Genomic DNA, 15998 nt, shown 5'->3' on the forward strand with positions numbered 1-15998 from the left:
CTCAGCCCTCGACAGGCAGGTGCGTCGACCACCACCGCAGCACGTGCTCGAATCGGACGACGCGGTGCTTCGGGTTGCCCGCCCGGGTGAGCTCGTGGCCCTCCCCCGGGAACAGCAGCAGCTCCGCGTGGACCCCCCGCCGCTTCAGCTCGACGAACCAGCGCTGACCCTGCTCGACCGGGCACCGCCAGTCCTGCTCCGAGTGGATGACCAAGGTGGGCGTGCGGACCCGGCCGACGTGCGCCATCGGCGACTGGGCGGCCAGCGCCGCGGCACCAGCCTCGTCGTCGGCGTCCCCGAGGTAGTCCAGGCCGAAGAACCAGCCGATGTCGCTGGACCCGACGAAGCTGATCGGGTCCAGGAACCCGCGCTCGACGATCGCCGCGGCGAACCTGTCCGTGCGCGTGGTCAGCCACGCGGTGAGGTAGCCGCCGTAGGAGCCGCCCATGACGCCGACGCGCTCCCCGTCCAGCGCGGGGTCCTCCAGCGCCGCGCCGAGCAGGGCGAGCACGTCGTCGGTGTCGACCGTGCCGAAGCCCCGGTGGATCGCGAGCCCGTGCGCACGCCCGTACCCGGAGGACCCCCGGGGGTTGCCCAGGACGACCGCGTACCCCGCCTCGGCCAGCACCTGCACCTCGTCGAAGAGCCCGTGCGTGTACTGCGCGAACGGGCCACCGTGGATCATCAGGATCGTCGGGTGTGGCCCGGCGCCGTACCGCTCCTCGTCGGGCGTCACCACCCAGCCGTGCACCTCGTAGCCGTCCGGCGCGGTCGCGACGAGCTCGACCGGGAGGCGGGTCCGACCGGTCGAGCGCAGGGCGGCCCCGAGGTCGGAGCGCGCCTCGACCGTCCCCGTCGCGACGTCGACCCGGAAGACCTCGCCCGCCGACGTCGGCGTCGCCGCCGCCACGACAACGGTTCCGCCCGCGGCCGCGACGCCCGACACGACGTGCGTCCCGCCGACCAGGGTGGTCGCTGTGCCGTCGGCCGCGACCCGGACCAGGTGCGCGGCCCCGCGACGTTCGACGACGACCAGCGGGTCGCCGTCCAGCTCCGCCACGACCCCCGTCAGCTGGTCGCGGTCCGGGTCCGTGAGGCGCACAGGTGCCGCGTCGGTGCCGTCGAGCGCCAGCCGGTAGAGGCCCACCTGGGTGGCGACGAAGTCACGGCCGGTCGGCCCGAGGTCGCCGGCGAGGAGCCACAGCGTGGTGCCGTCCGCCGACGGGAGGACGGCCTCGACGGCGAGGGTGCTCCCGGCGTCCGCGTCCGTGAGCGGCACCGGGGCGACGGGGTCGCCGCTCGGTGAGGAGTCGATGCGCACCGCGTCGCTGCGCAGGTCCGACTCCCGCGACGCGTGCCGCGACGAGACACCGACCAGCCCGTCACCCGACGGCAGCCACCGCACCCCGCTCACACCGACGTCGCCGGCGGTCAGCGGTACGGGCTCGGGCAGGGTGGCAGGTCGCTCGCCGTCGACCGGGACGTCGACGACGAACACGTGCTGGGGGCGGTCGCGGAGGAAACCGACACCGTCGGACCGGTACTTCAGCTCGGTGATGTGCCGCGGGTCCTCCTTGCCGGGCTTGCCCTCAGCCGCGTAACGGCCCTCCTCCGGCACCCGGGCGACGTACGCGAGGCGCGTGCCGTCCGGGGAGAACCGAGGCTCGGACGCGCCCAGAGGCGCGTCGGTGAGCCGGATCGGCTCGCCACCGGACGCTTCGACGACGTGCACCTGCGGCTTGCCCTCGGGCTCCGCCCGCAGGAACGCGACCCACCGACCGTCCGGGCTCAGCTCCGGTGAGGTGTCCCGGTGCCCGCGGGTCAGCGCACGCGGTGCGTCGCCACCCTCGAGGTCGACCGACCAGAGATGACCGACGTACTCGTCGTCGGTCAGATCGGGGTGGACGACCGACACCACGGCACGGGTGCCGTCCGCCAGGACCGCGGGCGCGCCGGGGACACGCAGGAGCTCGAGATCGCGAGGTTGCACCCGACGAACCTACGTGGTGCCGCCGACAGGTGCAGTCGGCGGACCGGCATCTCAGGTGCTGCGGACGTCCTCGTCCGTCGCGGTGCTCTCGTCCTCGGCATCGTCGCCCAGCTCGGAGTCGCGCTCGGACTCGTGCTCCGAGTCACGCTCGGCGCGCAGCACCGTGATCGCCGCCTCGAAGTCCTCGAGGGAGTCGAACGCCTGGTAGACGCTGGCGAAGCGCAGGTAGGCGACCTCGTCCAGCTCACGCAGCGGGCCGAGGATGGCGAGGCCGATCTCGTACGCGTCGATCTCGGCCGAGCCGGCGCTCCGGAGCGTCTCCTCGACCTTCTGCGCGAGGAGCGCGAGGTCGTCCTCGCTCACGGGCCGACCCTGACAGGCCTTGCGGACGCCGCCGGCGATCTTCTCCCGGCTGAACGGTTCGGTGGCTCCGGAGCGCTTGACGACCGACAGGCTGGCCGTCTCCACGGTGGTGAAGCGGCGGTTGCAGTGCGGGCACTGCCGGCGTCGGCGGATGGTGGAGCCGTCGTCCGAGGTCCGCGAGTCGACGACCCGAGAGTCCGGGTGGCGGCAGAACGGACAGTGCACGGTGACCCCCTTCGTGCTGGCGCGTCGTCGCCACGAGATCTGGCCAGACGTCTGCGGTGGCGATCGGTGAACGCCTCCGTGACGCTAGGCCACCGGCACCGGCGTCGCAAGGCGCCTCGTCGAGCGCTCGGATACGGGTCGATCGCGGCCATCAGGCGTGGCTCCCGCGAGCCGGGACGCACGAGGGCGGCCATCCGAAGATGGCCGCCCTCGCGGGGACGCCCCCGTCCCTGGTCACGGACCGACTCGCCTCGGTTCCGCGCTGTACAGCGGGCGAGCACACGAGTTCTCACTCGTGGGATCCCGCACCTCCGGCAAGCCCCCCAGCTCGCCTGATGAGGTAAGGCTAACCTACCCGTGCGACCAGCGAGATCGCAACAACGGCATGTCCCGACGGGCTCAGCTGGCGGGGACCACGATGACCTGACCAGCCATGAGGCCGGCGTCGGGAAGCTCGTTCAGGACGACGAGGTCGACCACGACGTCCCGCACATCCTGCGACGGCGCAGCGACCGACTGCGCGATCTGCCAGAGAGTCTCCCCCGGCTGCACCACGTGCCTCGCCACCTCCTGCGCGGCGACCGGACCGTCGGCGGACGCCTGGCTGGCGAGCAGGGTGACCAGCGCGACCACCGTGGCTGCCAGGATCCACAGGACAGCACGACCGCGCGCCGTGAGGCGAAGGTGGGCACTGGGAGATGCAGCCGTGGCGGCAGCGCGAGCGCTGGACGCCGCCGATCGCCGACCGGACGACGACATCCGGTTCGACGACGAGACCGACATCCGGCTCGGCATCGCCGGCCCCACCACCATCGCGCTCATGAGTCTCTCGTTCCTGCTCGGCCCGGTTCCCCGGGGCTACCGCTCTTCACCACATCAGCATCGATCTGATGATCGAACGCCTGTTCGTCGAACGTCTGTACGATGTCTACCAGGATCCGCCGACACTGTCGAGACACGATCGAACAGATGTTTGATCTTCAGCCGTGAGTTCCCTAGGCTGGCGATGCAGCACAAGCGCACCACGAGCCACTGACACGCCCGCCGGGGTCCCCCGTCGCCGCAGGTCAGGACCTCGAGGACATGAGCTGGACCAGGCGGAGAAGGCCGAGCGTGCTGCGCGGCGGCCGCCGGACGGAGGAGGAGCGCAGTGACGGACTCAGGGGACGCGTCCCAGCTCGAGAAGGACCTGGCGACGGTCCACACGCTCCCGGACGGGGCGCCCGGACCCGACGGCCTCACGGCGCGCCAGCGGCTCGTGCTGGACACCATCCGGTCCTCGGTGGAGTCCCGGGGCTACCCGCCGAGCATGCGCGAGATCGGCGAGGCCGTCGGCCTCACCAGCCCGTCGAGCGTCAAGCACCAGCTCATGGCGCTCGAGCGCAAGGGGTACCTGCGGCGCGACCCCAACCGTCCGCGGGCCATCGAGGTCGTGCACGCGGACGACTCGCGCGGCGTCGGGACGTGGACGGCGCCGGACGGCAGCCGCTCCACCTTCCCGGAGCAGGGGGACGGCGAGCGTCTGCCCGCACCGTCCTACGTCCCGGTCGTCGGCCGGATCGCGGCGGGCGGACCGATCCTGGCGGAGCAGGTCGTCGAGGACGTCTTCCCGCTCCCCCGCCAGCTGGTCGGCGACGGCGAGCTCTTCCTTCTCAAGGTCAGCGGCGACTCCATGATCGACGCCGCGATCTGCGACGGCGACTGGGTCGTGGTCCGACGTCAGCCCGTGGCCGAGAACGGCGAGATCGTGGCGGCGATGATCGACGGCGAGGCCACGGTCAAGACCTTCAAGCGCATCGACGGCCACGTCTGGCTCATGCCGCACAACGCCGCGTACTCGCCGATCCCGGGCGACGAGTCCACGATCCTCGGCCGGGTCGTGAGCGTCCTGCGCAGCCTCTGACATGCCACCGTCGGGCCGCACCTGCGACGGGGTGCGGCCCGACGTGTGTCAGAAGCCGAACTGGCGGGCCACCGCACGCACCGCGTCCGCGGAGGCGCGCAGCCCCGCCAGCTCCGTGTCGGACAACGGGACGGGCAGCCGCTCACCCACGCCGTGCGCGCCGACGATCGCGGGCACGGAGAGGCAGACGTCGCTGATCCCGTAGAAGTCGTCCAGCAACGACGAGACGGGCAGCACGCGTCGTTCGTCCTTCACGACCGCCTCGATGATCCGGGAGCCGGCCAGGGCGACCGCGTAGTTCGTCGCCCCCTTGCCCTCGATGATGCGGTAGGCGGAGTCGACCACCTCGTGCGCGATGCGCTCCCGGACCTCCGAGGTCAGGGGTCCGGTACCGCCGGACCCGGTCCACTCCAGCAGCGGGACCGAGCCGATGCTCGCCGACCCCCACAGCGGAAGCTCGGTGTCCCCGTGCTCGCCGGCGATGTACGCGTGCACGTTCTGCACCGCGACCCCGGTGTGCTGCGCGATGAGGTAGCGCAACCGGGACGAGTCCAGGACGGTGCCGGACCCGAAGAGCTGCGACGGCGGCAGGCCGGAGATCTGGAGCGCCGCGTAGGTGACCACGTCGACGGGGTTGGTCACCATCACGTAGACGGCCTCCGGTGCGACCTCCACGAGGGCCGGCAGGACCTTGCGGACGAGTCCGATGGTGGCTTCCGCGAGCTCGAGGCGTGACTGGCCGGGCTTCTGCTTGGCGCCGGCCGTGAACATGACGACGTCGGCGTCGGCGCACACCGCGATGTCGTCGGACCCGACGACCTCGGCCATCGGCATGAACTGGATGCCGTGCCCGAGGTCCAGCGCCTCGGCCTCGACCTTCGCCGCGTTGATGTCGTAGAGCGCCACGGACCGCGCCGCGCCGCGCAGGAGAGCCGCGTAGGCCATCGTCGACCCGACTGCACCTGCCCCGACGATCGCCAGCTTGGACGTACGACGGCCGCTGCGGAACGGGGCCATGCCCACGTCTTCCATGTCCAGGCTCTCAGTCATCCGACGAGGCTAACCGGCGGCAGCGAGCCGCTGCAGCGCGGAGATGGCCACGGCCCGGTCCGTGGTGCGCCAGAACGCCGGCAGCGACCGCGTGAGGAAGCCGCTGTACCCGGCCGTCGCGAGCCGGGGGTCGAGCACGGCGACCACTCCACGGTCCTCGCTGGTCCGGATCAGCCGGCCGGCCCCCTGCGCGAGGAGCAGCGCCGCGTGCGTGGCGGACACCGCCAGGAAGCCGTTGCCTCCCGCCTTCTCGATCGCGTCGGACCGGGCGGAGCTGACCGGGTCGTCCGGCCGCGGGAAGGGGATGCGGTCGATGATGACCAGCCGGCACGTGGAGCCCGGGACGTCGACGCCCTGCCAGAGCGACAGCGTCCCGAAGAGGCACGTGGCCTCGTCGGCGATGAACTGCGAGACGAGGGTGGGCAGCTGGTCGTCGCCCTGCGCGAGGATCGGCACGTCGAGCCGCTCCCGCATGGCGGCCGCCACCGCGTTGGCTGCGCGCCGCGACGAGAACAGTCCGAGCGTCCGACCGCCGGCGGCCGTGATGAGGTCGGCGATCTCGTCGAGCTGCGCGTCCGTCGCAGGCTCGCGGCCGGGCTTCGGCAGGTGCCGCGCGAGGTACAGGATCCCCTGCCGGGGGTAGTCGAACGGGCTGCCGACATCGAGCCCGCGCCACGGCACGCCCGCCGGCGCGGAGGGCGCCTCCCCCGCCAGGGAGGTCGGACCGACGGGTTCGGCGTCGGGGCGGACCTCGAGACCGACCGCCCGGGCGATCGGGTCGAACGAGCCGCCCAGCTCGAGCGTCGCGGAGGTGAGTACGCCCGAGCGGCCGGCGAGGAGGTTGGTGCGGATGAGGCCGTTGACCGCGAGCGGTGCCGCGTACAGGCGGGTGAGCACCGAGCCACGGCGGTCCTCGCTGCGGCCGCACCACAGGACGGTGTGCCGGTGGTCCTCCGGGTCGGCTGCCATCCGGTCGGCCACCTCGTACAGCGCGAGCATCGTGGCCTGCGCGACCTTGCGACCACCCTCCGGAGGCACGTTCGGTCCGGTCTCCGGCTTGAGCACCGTGAGCAGCGCGCGGGTGGCGTCACGCACGCTGGCGACGGCATCCCGGGCGGCCGGGGGCAGCCCGTCGCGGAACCGGGTCTCCGGCAGCCCGACGAGCACGCTCGCCAGCGCCTGGCTCGCCGAGTCGAGATCGGTCGTCGGGACACCACCGTGCCGACGAGCGAGCCGGGCGGCGTGCTCGATGGTGGCGACGGACAGCTCGGAGGTCGCCTGCGCCGTCACCCGGTCCGTCAGCTCGTGCGCCTCGTCGACGATGAGGACCTGGTGCTCGGGCAGCACGCCGGGCGAGCCGGAGGCGGCGATGCCGAGCATCGCGTGGTTGGTGACGACGACGTCCGCCTCCCGCGACGCGGCCTTCGCCTTCTCCGGGAAGCACTCGGCAAGCATCGGGCACTTGCCGCCCAGGCACTCCAGCGAGGTGACGGACACCTGCCGCCAGGCGCGGTCCGTGACGCCGGGCACGAGGTCGTCGCGATCTCCGGAGTCGGTCTCCTCGGCCCACTCCCGCAGCCGCAGGACCTGCTCCCCGAGACTCTCGGAGAGCGTGGTCGCCCCGGTGCGCGCCGGAGCGGGGTGCTCGGCGGCGCCGGCGTGGTCCCCCAGGTCGAACAGCGTGCCCGTGTCGTCGTCGGGGTACCCGCCGGCGACCTTGTGCACGCACACGTAGTTGTGCCAGCCCTTGAGCAGCGCTATGGCCGGCGTGCGCGGCAGGTGCGGCGCCAGGGCCTTGGCGACGAGCGGGAGGTCGCGCGTGATGATCTGGCGTTGCAGCGCGAGCGTGGCCGTGGAGACGACGACGTGCTCGTTCTCGAGGACGGCGTGCCGCAGCGCGGGCACCAGGTAGCCGAGCGACTTGCCGGTGCCCGTCCCCGCCTGGACGAGCAGGTGCTCGCCCTTCTCGATCGTCTCCGCGACGGCGACTGCCATCTGGTGCTGGCCGTCACGACGGACCCCGCCGAGAGCATCGACCGCGACGTCGAGGAGGTTCTCGACGGAGGGGTCGGCGTCTGGCACCGCGTCAGCCTAGTGGTGGCCGGCCGCGGTCACGGACCGTCATCGGCGCAGCTGTGCGGCAGCCTCCAGCTCGGCGGCGAGGCCCGCGTCGACCCGCGCGCGAAGGGCTGTGCCGTCGGCCGTGTGCTCCTCGACCTGGATGTCGCCGTGCTCGTGCACTCGGCTCACCAGGTCGCCGCGGTCGTACGGGATGACCAGGTCCACGCTGACGCCCGGCCGCGGCAGCTGGTCGGCGACGAGAGCCTGCAGCTCCTCGATGCCCTCGCCGCTGTGCGCCGACACGACGATCGAGTGCACCTCGCGCGAGCGGAGCCGAGCGATCGCCTCGGGACTCGCGAGGTCGGCCTTGTTGAGCACGATGATCTCGGGGACGTCCATCGCGCCAGGGATGTCAGCGAAGACGTGCCGGACGGCCGCGATCTGACCCTCGGGGTCGGGGTGGGACGCGTCCACGACGTGCAGGATCAGGTCCGCGTCGGCGACCTCCTCCAGCGTGGAGCGAAACGCCTCGACCAGCTGGTGCGGGAGCGCGCGGACGAATCCGACCGTGTCCGCGAGCGTGTAGACGCGCCCGTCGGCGGTCTCCGCCCGGCGGACCGTCGGGTCGAGCGTCGCGAACAGGGCGTTCTCGACGAGGACTCCCGCGTGCGTCAACCGGTTGAGCAGAGAGGACTTGCCCGCGTTGGTGTAGCCCGCGATGGCGACGGACGGGATCGCGTGCTTCTTGCGCGAGGCGCGCTTGGTGACGCGCCCCGGCTCCATCGCGGCGATCTCGCGGCGCAGCTTGGCCATGCGGTTGCGGATGCGCCGCCGGTCCAGCTCGATCTTCGTCTCACCGGGACCGCGCGACCCCATGCCCGCGGCCGCTCCGCCGACCTGGCCACCCGCCTGCCGGGACATCGAGTCACCCCAGCCGCGCAGGCGGGGAAGCAGGTACTCGAGCTGCGCCAGCTCGACCTGGGCCTTGCCCTCCCGGGACTTGGCGTGCTGGGCGAAGATGTCGAGGATCAGCGCCGTGCGGTCGATGACCTTGACGCGGACGATGTCCTCCAGCGCACGGCGCTGCGAGGGGGCGAGCTCGCCGTCGACGACCACGGTGTCCGCCCCGACGCTCGCGACGAGCGTGGCCAGCTCGGCGGCCTTGCCCGAGCCGAGGTAGGTGCCGGGGTCAGGCTTCTGACGGCGCTGGAGCAGGCCGTCGAGGACCTGTGAGCCGGCGGTCTCGGCGAGCTGCGCGAGCTCGCGCAGGGATATCTCGGCATCGGTGACGGTGCCGGAGCCCCAGACACCGACGAGGACGACCTTCTCCAGGCGCAGCTGGCGGTACTCGACCTCGGTGACGTCCTCGAGCTCGGTGGACAGCCCCGCGACGCGGCGCAGCGACGTGCGCTCCTCGAGCTCGAGCTGGTCCCCGTCGTACGACGAGTGCACCGTGGCGCCCGCGTGGAGCGTGGCCCCTGCCCTGGCGAGCACACGAGCCACGACGTCGTCGGCCACCTCCTGCGCGGTACGCGCCAGCGGTGTGTCCTCGGTCTGGCTGGTGGTGTGCTGCTGGTCGGTCAAGGTGTTCCTCGTCTCGTCGGCTGATCTCAGGGTCCCACGGGGCACCCAGGACCGCCGAGGTATTTCGCTGCGGGCCGAGCGGGTCGGCGTGGGTATCGTCGGCGCGTGAGCGAGCAGGACCACTACTTCACGGCACAGCCGGCCTCCCCCGACGAGCGCCGGCTGCTGGCTGTGCACCTCGCCGGACGGGAGGTCCAGGTCGAGACCGCCGGGGGCATCTTCTCCCCGGACCACGTCGACCTGGGCACGCGGGTGCTCCTCGACCACGTCCCCGCGCCGCCTGCCGCCGGGGACCTGCTCGACCTCGGCTGCGGGTGGGGTCCGATCGCGCTCACGCTGGCGCTGGAGTCGCCAGCCGCCACGGTCTGGGCGGTCGACGTGAACGAGCGGGCGCTCGACCTGACGCGCCGCAACGCCGAGCGCCTCGGCGCCACCAACCTGCGCGCCGTGCGGCCCGACGAGGTACCCGCCGACGTGCTCTTCGCGGCGATCTGGTCCAACCCGCCCATCCGTGTCGGCAAGGTCGCGCTGCACGCGATGCTGACGCAGTGGCTCGGTCGCCGTGCCCCGGGCGGCGAGGCGCACCTGGTGGTCGGCAAGAACCTGGGCGCCGACTCGCTGCAGCGGTGGATCGCCACCGAGCTCGGCGTGACCGTCGACCGCACCGCGAGCGCCAAGGGGTTCCGCGTGCTCGCCGTGCACGACCCATGAGCGACTGGCGGGAGCTGCGCACCACCACCTGGAGCATGGTCGCGCTGATCTTCATGGTCGCGTTCGAGTCGCTGGCCGTGACGACCGTGATGCCGACCGTCTCCGCCGCGCTCGACGGTGCGTCGCTGTACGCGTTCGCGTTCGCCGGGCCGCTGGCGACCGGTGTCGTCGGCATGGTCCTGGCCGGTCCGTGGAGCGACCGCAGCGGACCCCGGACGCCCTTGCTGACGGCCGTCGGGCTGTTCACCGCCGGCATCCTCGTCGCGGGCTCTGCGCCCACGATGGAGGTGCTCGTCGGGGGGCGCCTGCTCCAGGGGTTCGGTGGCGGTGCGATGACCGTCGCGCTGTACGTCGTGGTCGCCCGGCTCTACCCGGCGATGCTGCACCCGCGGGTGTTTGCGTGGTTCGCGGCGGCCTGGATCATCCCGTCCCTGGTCGGCCCGGCCGGCGCCGGCGCGGTCGCCCAGCACGCCGGGTGGCGCTGGGTGTTCCTCGGGGTCGCGCTGCTCGTCGTGCCGACCACGCTGATGCTCGTCCCGGCGCTGCGCAGGATCGGACCACCCGAGACAGCGGGCGACGCCCCCCCGCGCGGGCGGCTCGCCTGGGCTGCGCTCGCCGCCGCCGCCGTGCTCGGCCTGAACCTTGCCGCGCAGGTCCCGCTGCCGTGGTCGGTGATCGTGGCCGTCGGCACGGGCGTCGTGGCCCTGGTCGCGCTGCGCGCGGTGGTGCCTGCGGGCACGTTGCGTGCGGCTCGCGGCCTGCCGAGCGTGATCGCCAGCCGCGGTCTGGTCTCGGGCGCGTTCCTGGGCGCCGAGGTGTACCTGCCGTACCTCCTGACGCAGGGGTACGCGTTCTCGCCGACGACCGCGGGGATCGCCCTGACGTTCGCGGGCATCGCCTGGGCGGGCACGTCGTGGCTGCAGGGGCGCCTCGGGGACCGGCTGCCGCACCGGACGGCAGTCGTCGTCGGCTCGACCCTGGTCGTCGTCTCGGTCGCCGGTGTCCTGGTCACGGCCGCCGCCCATCTCCCGCCCACGGTCGCGATCTCGTCCTGGACCCTGGCCGGAGCCGGGATGGGTCTCGTGTACTCGCGGCTGACCGTTCTGGTGCTCGCGTACTCCGCCCCCGGGACCCAGGGCGTCAACAGCTCGGCACTGTCGATCGCGGACTCGATCGGGGCAGCCCTCGCCCTGGCGCTCACGGGCCTCGCGTTCGCCGCCGCCGACCGCAGCCCGGACGCGCCGTTCACCGCCGCGCTGGCGGTCGCCGCCGTCTTCGCCGTGGGCGCCGCACTCGTCGGCCCTCGCGTGGGTGGAGGGCTGGCTCAGGTGGAGGGCACCGCCGACGACGCCGCATCGAGCGCGCTGCGCAGCTGAGCGAGCCTCGGCACCCCGGTCGCGCGACGGACCACCTGGCCGACGGCATCCAGCACGAGGACCGTCGGCGTGACGTCGATGCCGAGCCGCTCCCCCAGCGCGAGGTGGTCCGCGACGTCGAGGTCGGCGTACGCGACCCCGTCGGTGGTCGCCACGGCGCGCTCGACGACGTAGCGGGTCGAGCGGCACGGCGCGCAGAACGTGCTCGAGAACTGGACCACGGTGGCACGTTCGCCGAGCGGCACGCCCAGGTCCGCCGGGCTGAGACGCACGTCCGTCAGCGTCCGGCGGCCAGCGCCGCGAGGTCCACGTCGGCCGCGGCCACGAGCACGGCTGGTCCGGCGAGCTCGACGTGGCCGTCGGGCAGGACGCTGACGCGGACGGTCCCACCGGGCACGTCCACGAGCCAGACGTCGGGCGCGCCGGTCCCGGCCCACGTGCGGACCGCCAGTGCGGCGGCGCACGCACCCGTCCCGCAGGACCGGGTCTCCCCGACACCCCGTTCGTGCACGCGCATCCGGACCCGGCCGATCTGCGACCCGTCGGGAGCCTCGTGCTCACCCAGCGGGACGACGAGCTCGACGTTCGTGCCGTGCGGCGGCACCGGGGTGACCTGGGGTGCCCGCGTGAGGTCGGCCGCGGTCAGCTCGTCCTCGTCGCCGAGCGCGAGGACCACGTGCGGATTGCCGACGTCGACGCTCAGGCCCGCGCGGGCGACCTCGAGACCGGCGACGACGACCTCCGCGTCGGCGCCGTCGCGCACGGCCTGCGACCCGCCGGGCAGGTGCCAGCGCCCCATGTCGACGGAGTACCAGACGTCGTCGCCGACGCCGGCGGGCACCGGGACCCGTCGGACACGACGGACCCCTGCACGGGTGCCGAGCGCGAGCTCACCGTCCGCTGCGTTCCACAGCCCGAGCCGCTCCAGGTAGGCGGCGAACACCCGCACCCCGTTGCCGCACATCTCCGCGACCGAGCCGTCGGCGTTGCGGTAGTCCATGAACCAGCGGGCCGACGGGTCGTCGGCCAACGCCGCGACGCCCTCCGGCAGGTGCTCGCTGGCGACGACCCGGATGACCCCGTCACCGCCGACGCCTGCGCGACGGTCGGCGAGCCCGCGGACCAGGGCGGCCGACAGGTCGACCAGCGCGTCGCGGTCGTCGAGCAGCACGAAGTCGTTCTGTGTGCCGTGACCCTTGGTCACGTGCAGCGTCGGAGCGGCCACCACGGTCATGAACCCAGGCTACGTCGTGGCGCCGGGTCGTCCGTGGCGAGTCCCAGCCCGCCGGCGTCGGCGTCGGCGACGAGCCCGAGCGCCTTCGCGACGAGGTCCGGGTCCCGGGCGTCGAGCCAGTGCACCCGCGGGTCCCGGCCGAACCAGCCCATCTGCTTGCGCGCGAGCCGACGCGTCCCGGCGGTGATCGCGGCCCGCGCCTCGTCGGCCGTCAGGTCGCCGTCGAGCATCGCGAGGACCTCGGCGTAGCCCACGGCCCGCGACGCAGTGCGACCCAGCCCGTTGGCGCGCAGGTGCTCGACCTCGTCGACGAGCCCGCGCGACCACATCCGCTCGACGCGCTCCGTGATCCGCGCGTCCAGGACTGCCCGGTCGCAGTCGAGGCCGATCTGGACGGCCGGCACCTCGTAGACGTGCTGCGGGAGGCTCGCGGAGTAGGGGCGGCCGGTGATCTCGATGACCTCCAGCGCACGCACGATCCGCCGGGCGTTGCGAGGGCCGATCCCGTCGGCCGCCACCGGGTCCGCCGCCGCGAGCTCGGCGTGCAGCGCCCTGGCACCCTCGGCCTCCGCGCGCGCCTCGAGCCGCGCCCGGACGTCGGGGTCGGTCCCGGGGAACTCCATGTGGTCCAGCAGCGCCCGGACGTACAGCCCCGAGCCGCCGGCGGCCACGGGCCGGTTGCCACGATCCTCGATCGCGCGCAGCGCGGTGCGGGCGCGTGCCTGGTAGTCGGCCACCGAGGCGTCCTCGTGCACGTCCAGGACGTCCAGGAGGTGGTGCGGGACGCCCTGGCGTTCCTCAGGCGCGAGCTTGGCCGTGCCGATGTCCATGCCGCGGTACAGCTGCATCGCGTCGGCGTTCACCACCTCGCCGCCCAGGACGTGCGCGAGCGCCAGAGCGAGGTCCGACTTGCCCGTCGCCGTCGGTCCGACGAGCGCGACCACGAGGGTCATCGGCGTCAGTCCAGGGTCGGTCGGGCGGGGTCGTGGTAGGCGATGGGCTCCTCGGGCGCCGGGGCCGCGGGAGCGGTCGGGACCGCGTCGGGGTACTTCTCGTCGAGCCCCGCGAAGAACCGCAGCGCGCTCGCGATCCCGATGGTCAGGTGCAGGTCGAGCTGCTCGTCGGTGAGGCCGTGCTCGTAGTCGACCGTGTGCTCGGTGTAGACGGCGACCTGCTCGGCCTCGATCCGCACGAAGATCTTGGGCCAGACCATCGTCTCGGACCAGGCGTTGGCGCCCAGGAGCACGTTCCCGAACTCGGTGCCGGGGACCTGGCGCGCCCAGCGGCCGCGGACCTGCAGGTACTCCTTCGCGCGACCCAGGGTGATGAACCAGAACGGGTGACCGTCCCAGCGGCCCACCAGGTCGCCGTCCTTGTCCGTGCCGTACACCGACCCGCGCGCGTCGAGCCGCTCGGCGATCCGGGCGGTCGTCAGCGGGGGCAGGGTGGTGGGCTCGTGCTCGGCGGGTGCCATCGGGACCTCAGGGGTGTCGGGGACGGACAGCGAGAGACCCTACCGGGCGTCCCGGAGGAGCTCCCAGACGAGCACCGCGTGCTGTGCGCCGAGCTCCGTCGACTCCGCCAGCACGCGTGCGCGGACCGGCTCGTCCCCCGCGGCACCCAGGAGCACCTGCCACGGCGCCCAGCCCCGCACCGCCAGCTCGTCGGCGAGGTCGGGGTCGTCGGCCGCGAGGCGCGCCCGGGCCTCGGGGCCGGCGTCGGCCAGGTCGGCCAGGACGCGCGCATCGTGGTCCGGTGCCCGCGGGTCGTCCGCGAGGGGCGCGTCGGGGCCGTGCCGGCCGCTGCCGGACCCGACGACGACGAGCCCGGTCGGTCCGTCGCCCACGAGCGCGCGTCCGAGGTCGGCCAGCGCGTCGGCGCTCTGCTGCCCGGTCACCTCGACGACCCGCAGTCGCGAGCGCCACCGTGCCCGCGCCAGGAGGTGCAGGCCGACTGCGCTCGGGACGCTCGGGACGTCCTGCCCGCTCCCGGGGAGGGTCGCGGTGGGGACCGGCCACCAGAGCAGGTCGTCGGGCACTCCGGCGGCCCCGAGAGACGGTCGCACAGTCCCGGAGAGCTCCCGCGGGGCCGGCCCCGGCGCCACGACGACGATCGTCGCGACGTCGGCCGCGACCACCTCGGCCACGGCCGAGACCGCGGCCGTGCGGAGCCCGACGAGCACCTCCGCGTCGCCCGAGGTGCCGGGAACCAGCAGCGCGGTGTCCGGGACGAGGGCGGCGACGACGAGCATGCCCCGAACCTACGGGAGACCCGCCGCCACCCGGATGTCAGCGCCCCGGTGTGGGCGTGCGCCGGTACTGTCGTGCGCATGGGGTCGCTCGGGGATCGTGCACGGCGCTGGTGGCAGGGGCGTCCGCAGCCCGCGGCTGCCTCGGACACCGGGTCCGGGCTCGAGCCTGCCGACGACGAGCTGCACGACCGCGTCGCGGAGCTGCTCGCCCGCGAGCTGGGTGTCGCCGAGCCCGCCGCGGACCTCCCGTCCGACGTGACGCCGGCCCGGATCGCCGCGTGGATGACGAACAACCAGTTCAGCTACTTCGTGGACAACGACGGCGACCTGGGCGGCCTGTGGCGCGGGCGGCTCTTCTACTTCTTCCTGTTCGGAGAGAAGTCGGAGATCCTCCAGGTGCGCGGCCAGTGGCACCGCGAGGTGGCCATCGAACGGCTCGAGGAGGTGCTCGACGTCTGCAACGAGTGGAACGCCGACCGGATCTGGCCCAAGGCGTACGTCCGTGTCCGGGACAACGGTCGCGTGCACGTGGTCTCCGAGGTGGCGACCGATCTCGAGCACGGCGCGACGGACGCCCAGCTGAGCCAGATGCTCTTCTGCGGCCTGTCCACCGGCAGCATGTTCTTCGACGCGCTCGACGAGCGGTACCCGGACCCGGCAGGAGTGGCTCCGTGAGCGGGCCGGAGGGCGTGGTCGCCCGCAGGACCGCGAGCGAGGTGGGCTCATGAGCGGGCCCGGCTGGCTGCTTCGGGTGCTCGGTGGGCTGCCCAAGCCGACCAAGCGGCCGACGCCCGACGACGAGCCGCCCGGTCCGCTGACCCGGGAGCGGATCGCGGACTACCTCGTCGCCCGCGGCTACCGCTTCGTGATCGACGATGACGGCGACCTGACGGGCACGTGGGACGGGAGCCGCTTCTGGTTCCTGCTCCTCGGCGAGCAGCAGGAGATCCTCCAGGTCCGCGGCCGCTGGCACCGGAGCCTGCAGCTCGACCAGCGCGAGATCGCGTCGCTCGCGGTCAACGACTGGAACCGGGAGCGCATCTGGCCCAAGGCGTACCTGCGGGAGGAAGAGGGCGTGCTCGCCCTCTACAGCGAGGTGTCGGCCGACTTCGAGCCCGGCGTGACCGAGCCGCAGCTGGCGCAGCTGCTGGCGTGCGGGCTGGGTACCGGGGTGCAGATGTTCTCGTCGCTCGAGGCCGTGCTGCCCCGCGACGACGTCCCGCCTCCGGACGTGCCGGACAACTAGGCCG

General features: G+C 73.3%; 16 protein-coding genes. 5 read left to right on the plus strand and 11 right to left on the minus strand.

The features are described from left to right. Window position 1: 1 nt before the first annotated feature. The 3 genes from ASG23_RS04690 to ASG23_RS04700 all read right to left on the minus strand — a co-directional run bounded on the left by ASG23_RS04690 (window position 2) and on the right by ASG23_RS04700 (window position 3400). Window positions 2-1990 carry a S9 family peptidase gene (locus ASG23_RS04690; RefSeq protein WP_056021008.1) on the minus strand — a complete coding sequence of 663 codons (1989 nt, stop codon included), beginning with the start codon at window positions 1988-1990 and terminating at the stop codon, window positions 2-4. 51 nt (window positions 1991-2041) lie between these two features. After that, a complete protein-coding gene (gene nrdR, locus ASG23_RS04695) occupies window positions 2042-2578 on the minus strand; it encodes a transcriptional regulator NrdR (protein ID WP_056021011.1) in 537 nt (178 codons plus the stop codon). 399 nt (window positions 2579-2977) lie between these two features. Further along, window positions 2978-3400 (minus strand): LysM peptidoglycan-binding domain-containing protein, encoded by a 423-nt coding sequence (locus ASG23_RS04700; protein ID WP_056021015.1) that lies wholly within the window; start codon window positions 3398-3400, stop codon window positions 2978-2980. Window positions 3401-3728: 328 nt separating this feature from the next. On the opposite strand from ASG23_RS04700, the gene lexA reads away from it, so the two are divergent. After that, window positions 3729-4481 carry a transcriptional repressor LexA gene (gene lexA, locus ASG23_RS04705; RefSeq protein ID WP_056021018.1) on the plus strand — a complete coding sequence of 251 codons (753 nt, stop codon included), beginning with the start codon at window positions 3729-3731 and terminating at the stop codon, window positions 4479-4481. A 48-nt stretch (window positions 4482-4529) separates the two neighbouring features. Here lexA and ASG23_RS04710 read toward each other — a convergent pair whose 3' ends face one another. The 3 genes from ASG23_RS04710 to hflX are packed head-to-tail and all read right to left on the minus strand — an operon-like array spanning window position 4530 to window position 9176. After that, entirely contained in the window at window positions 4530-5531 is a 1002-nt protein-coding gene (locus tag ASG23_RS04710; protein ID WP_056021021.1) for an L-lactate dehydrogenase, read from the minus strand. 9 nt (window positions 5532-5540) lie between these two features. Then, window positions 5541-7613, minus strand: a complete 2073-nt coding sequence (locus ASG23_RS04715; RefSeq protein ID WP_056021024.1) for an ATP-dependent DNA helicase — start codon at window positions 7611-7613, stop codon at window positions 5541-5543. Window positions 7614-7652: 39 nt separating this feature from the next. Continuing rightward, window positions 7653-9176 carry a GTPase HflX gene (gene hflX / locus ASG23_RS04720; protein WP_056021032.1) on the minus strand — a complete coding sequence of 508 codons (1524 nt, stop codon included), beginning with the start codon at window positions 9174-9176 and terminating at the stop codon, window positions 7653-7655. A gap of 105 nt (window positions 9177-9281) precedes the next feature. Here hflX and ASG23_RS04725 point away from each other — a divergent pair, with 105 nt between their 5' ends. Beyond that, the gene (locus tag ASG23_RS04725) at window positions 9282-9887 is read left to right on the plus strand and encodes a class I SAM-dependent methyltransferase (protein ID WP_056021035.1); all 606 of its coding nucleotides are present in this window, start codon (window positions 9282-9284) and stop codon (window positions 9885-9887) included. Beyond that, window positions 9884-11263: an MFS transporter gene (locus ASG23_RS04730; protein ID WP_056021038.1), complete on the plus strand. Its 1380-nt coding sequence runs from the start codon at window positions 9884-9886 to the stop codon at window positions 11261-11263. Before ASG23_RS04725 ends, ASG23_RS04730 begins: the two co-directional genes overlap by 4 nt. On the opposite strand, the gene ASG23_RS04735 is transcribed toward ASG23_RS04730, so the two are convergent. Genes ASG23_RS04735 through ASG23_RS04755 form a run of 5 tightly spaced genes read right to left on the minus strand, consistent with a single transcriptional unit; the run spans window position 11212 to window position 14748 of the window. Next, window positions 11212-11535 carry a thioredoxin family protein gene (locus ASG23_RS04735; protein WP_235520883.1) on the minus strand — a complete coding sequence of 108 codons (324 nt, stop codon included), beginning with the start codon at window positions 11533-11535 and terminating at the stop codon, window positions 11212-11214. The genes ASG23_RS04730 and ASG23_RS04735 overlap by 52 nt on opposite strands. A gap of 5 nt (window positions 11536-11540) precedes the next feature. Next, a complete protein-coding gene (dapF, locus tag ASG23_RS04740) occupies window positions 11541-12497 on the minus strand; it encodes a diaminopimelate epimerase (protein WP_056021040.1) in 957 nt (318 codons plus the stop codon). Beyond that, the gene (miaA, locus tag ASG23_RS04745) at window positions 12494-13450 is read right to left on the minus strand and encodes a tRNA (adenosine(37)-N6)-dimethylallyltransferase MiaA (RefSeq protein WP_056021043.1); all 957 of its coding nucleotides are present in this window, start codon (window positions 13448-13450) and stop codon (window positions 12494-12496) included. The genes dapF and miaA overlap by 4 nt, the downstream gene beginning before the upstream one ends. A 5-nt stretch (window positions 13451-13455) precedes the next feature. Then, the gene (locus ASG23_RS04750) at window positions 13456-13971 is read right to left on the minus strand and encodes a YbjN domain-containing protein (protein WP_082515828.1); all 516 of its coding nucleotides are present in this window, start codon (window positions 13969-13971) and stop codon (window positions 13456-13458) included. A 39-nt stretch (window positions 13972-14010) separates the two neighbouring features. Beyond that, on the minus strand, window positions 14011-14748 hold the full coding sequence (locus tag ASG23_RS04755) for a hypothetical protein (RefSeq protein ID WP_056021046.1): 738 nt from the start codon (window positions 14746-14748) through the stop codon (window positions 14011-14013). A 78-nt stretch (window positions 14749-14826) separates the two neighbouring features. Between ASG23_RS04755 and ASG23_RS04760 the strand changes: the two genes are divergently transcribed. Together ASG23_RS04760 and ASG23_RS04765 are read left to right on the plus strand one after the other, a co-directional pair. After that, the gene (locus ASG23_RS04760; RefSeq protein WP_056021048.1) at window positions 14827-15423 is read left to right on the plus strand and encodes a YbjN domain-containing protein; all 597 of its coding nucleotides are present in this window, start codon (window positions 14827-14829) and stop codon (window positions 15421-15423) included. A gap of 49 nt (window positions 15424-15472) precedes the next feature. Beyond that, entirely contained in the window at window positions 15473-15994 is a 522-nt protein-coding gene (locus tag ASG23_RS04765) for a YbjN domain-containing protein (RefSeq protein WP_056021051.1), read from the plus strand. Window positions 15995-15998: the final 4 nt, after the last annotated feature.

Source organism: Cellulomonas sp. Leaf395, from assembly GCF_001424125.1.
Taxonomy (GTDB): Bacteria; Actinomycetota; Actinomycetes; order Actinomycetales; family Cellulomonadaceae; genus Cellulomonas.

What these genes read in the sequence shown, in the direction of transcription:
- ASG23_RS04700 (WP_056021015.1), bottom strand. Translation starts at nt 3,400, where the DNA reads ATGAGCGCGATGGTGGTGGGGCCGGCGATGCCGAGCCGGATGTCGGTC.
- ASG23_RS04710 (WP_056021021.1), bottom strand. Translation starts at nt 5,531, where the DNA reads ATGACTGAGAGCCTGGACATGGAAGACGTGGGCATGGCCCCGTTCCGC.
- ASG23_RS04730 (WP_056021038.1), top strand. Translation starts at nt 9,884, where the DNA reads ATGAGCGACTGGCGGGAGCTGCGCACCACCACCTGGAGCATGGTCGCG.
- dapF (WP_056021040.1), bottom strand. Translation starts at nt 12,497, where the DNA reads ATGACCGTGGTGGCCGCTCCGACGCTGCACGTGACCAAGGGTCACGGC.
- miaA (WP_056021043.1), bottom strand. Translation starts at nt 13,450, where the DNA reads ATGACCCTCGTGGTCGCGCTCGTCGGACCGACGGCGACGGGCAAGTCG.
- ASG23_RS04750 (WP_082515828.1), bottom strand. Translation starts at nt 13,971, where the DNA reads ATGGCACCCGCCGAGCACGAGCCCACCACCCTGCCCCCGCTGACGACC.
- ASG23_RS04755 (WP_056021046.1), bottom strand. Translation starts at nt 14,748, where the DNA reads ATGCTCGTCGTCGCCGCCCTCGTCCCGGACACCGCGCTGCTGGTTCCC.
- ASG23_RS04760 (WP_056021048.1), top strand. Translation starts at nt 14,827, where the DNA reads ATGGGGTCGCTCGGGGATCGTGCACGGCGCTGGTGGCAGGGGCGTCCG.
- ASG23_RS04765 (WP_056021051.1), top strand. Translation starts at nt 15,473, where the DNA reads ATGAGCGGGCCCGGCTGGCTGCTTCGGGTGCTCGGTGGGCTGCCCAAG.